This is a genomic window from Mesotoga sp. B105.6.4 (assembly GCF_002896535.1).
Lineage (GTDB): Bacteria > Thermotogota > Thermotogae > Petrotogales > Kosmotogaceae > Mesotoga.
In genome coordinates, this window is sequence record NZ_JWIM01000101.1 from 1 (window position 1) to 2,138 (window position 2,138).

Sequence of the window (2,138 nt, forward strand, 5' to 3'; positions counted from 1 at the left end):
GCATCACTTCCTGGGATGTACTTCCCAGCATCACTTCTTGAATTGACCCGCGCCGTTTCGGTGCTTTACGGACGTGCAAGCAGGAGTATGCAAATTCTTGAGCAAATGCTTAGTGACACTCACGTGTGTTAATTTGTCATAGTGATTGATATAATTCTTGTTGAGCAAGAGGAGGTATTTTGTTGAAAGAAGGTAGCGTCAGTTTTAAAATCGTTGACCTCAATTCTTGGAGGAAATTAGGAGTGGCTGCGCCCGGAAGGAATGAGAAGTACTGGTTTGTCAATCATTTGGGCGAGGAGTGGCTCTTTAAGATACCGAAGGTGGGTACCACAGAACATGTATCTGAGAAACTGGCATATGAAATTGCGCAGCTGGTTGGAATTGAAGCTGCAGAGACTGAGTTTGCCACATATAAGGGGAGACTCGGTACAGTTAGTAAGAACTTCGTTGAAGTCGACAAGGGAGAGAACCTGATAGAAATGTTGGATCTGATTCAGAAGATGCAACCAGGGTATGATCCCGAATTAATGAAAGATACGTGGACAGGTAGGGAGTATTCTCTTGAGCTTGTAATTGACGTAATTCGGGCAATAAAAGAAGCACTTACAATCAATGTCAAGCAGTATTTGATTCTTGATGCTCTGATAGGCAACAGCGATAGACACCATGGGAACTGGGGAATAATATATAGCGCCTTCATATGACCACAGTGCATCGCTTGGTTCGAAGATAAGGGAAGAGGACATTGAGAATATTCTGAACGATAGGAGACGCTTCATGGCAAATGTTGAAACGAAGGCAAAGTCCCTACTGGTATTCTCCGGAAAAAGAAAAGTCACACAGAAAGAATTGCTGATTCACATTAGAGACAATTTTGCGGACGGTGAGTTAGTCAGAACAATACTTGGCATGACAAGTAAGATTGACAGAACCAACGTGAATGCTATAATTGATCGAGTACCTTTTGAGATACTTAGCAGAAGAAAGAAAAACTTCTTGTTGGAACTGATTATCGCAAAAAGGCAGTTGGTAGAGGAAGTGTTTGCATGAGAAAAGCAGTGCTGTATTATAGAGCAGAACCAGACAGGAAGATTCCCATTGGATTCTTGGTTTTTGATGGGAAACGTTATTCATTCGAATATGATGAGACTGCTCTGAAGAACTCAGAGACTTCAAGCTTGATCGACATCCTACCGTTTAGTAGGCAGAATGTCACATATAGTAACAAGCTTTTTCCTTTCTTCTCGAGGCGTTTACCAGATAAGAAGAGAAAGGACTACCATACCATTCTTGATAGATTTGGGATCAGGAACAATACTGAGCTTGAGCTGCTTTTTGTGAACAACGGCAGATTACCGACCGACAACTTCGAGATTACCGAGATCAAATAGACTTCAAAAGCGCCTTTTGCTTTGATAATAACCCTGTGCCTTCTCTAGCACCTGCTGTTCCCTTAGCTAAGAACGTGGACGAGCAGCGTCGGAACGAAAGATCCGCTCTACGCTTAAGAAAATAGACCCGCTGAACGCTGCAAAGAGCGGAGAAAGAGCATTTAGGAGAGTTCGCTTCGCTCATGACAAGCGAGAGCGAGAATAGGGACTGACGATTCTCCTGGCGTCTGTCCCGTTTTTCGCGTCCTCTTGCCCTCTCTTTCTCTCTCTCTCTCTCTTCCTCTCTGCTCTTCCTTCTCTTACCAGACCCTAGACCGCAAACTTCACACCCGGTTCTTCGTCTCGTCCTCTCTCTTCTCGTGTTTTCGCTCTAAGGACGGGTCCAAGTTCTTTTGCGAACCATCAAAGATAATCACTTAGATACTGGGATGGGGTCTTGCAGTTAACATTGCTGCCTAGCGCACTTTGCAGACAAAGCTTGTCTCCTGTTATAAGCAAGGCATCACGAGCTGCCGCCAATGAGATAAAATGATTGTCTGGAAGATCTGTGCTGAAACTAACTAACTGGAAGTCATCGACAATCTCCACCATCTCAATATAGTACTCTATGAAGTTGGAAAGACCCTCTAAATCAACGTTTCTGTACTTTTCCTTTTCTTTAAGTTTTGATATAAATCTTCTCAACTCTTGTGGGAAAATTCCTGGTTCGATTACCCCCTGCTCGAGTGCCTTCACGACGACCATGCT

General features: G+C 43.7%; 4 protein-coding genes. 3 read left to right on the forward strand and 1 reads right to left on the reverse strand.

Features of this window, described 5'->3' with window-relative positions; genetic code table 11:
* Positions 1-182: 182 nt before the first annotated feature.
* From RJ60_RS14755 to RJ60_RS14765, 3 genes are all read left to right on the forward strand, one after another.
* Positions 183-704 carry a HipA domain-containing protein gene (locus RJ60_RS14755; protein ID WP_103135256.1) on the forward strand — a complete coding sequence of 174 codons (522 nt, stop codon included), beginning with the start codon at positions 183-185 and terminating at the stop codon, positions 702-704.
* 73 nt (positions 705-777) lie between these two features.
* On the forward strand, positions 778-1,050 hold the full coding sequence (locus RJ60_RS14760; protein WP_103135257.1) for a hypothetical protein: 273 nt from the start codon (positions 778-780) through the stop codon (positions 1,048-1,050).
* The gene (locus RJ60_RS14765; RefSeq protein ID WP_103135258.1) at positions 1,047-1,391 is read left to right on the forward strand and encodes a HipA N-terminal domain-containing protein; all 345 of its coding nucleotides are present in this window, start codon (positions 1,047-1,049) and stop codon (positions 1,389-1,391) included. Before RJ60_RS14760 ends, RJ60_RS14765 begins: the two co-directional genes overlap by 4 nt.
* Before the next feature lie 402 nt (positions 1,392-1,793).
* On the opposite strand, the gene RJ60_RS14770 is transcribed toward RJ60_RS14765, so the two are convergent.
* The coding region (locus RJ60_RS14770) for a toxin-antitoxin system toxin component, PIN family protein (protein WP_258006371.1) at positions 1,794-2,138 on the reverse strand (345 nt) is incomplete at its 5' end.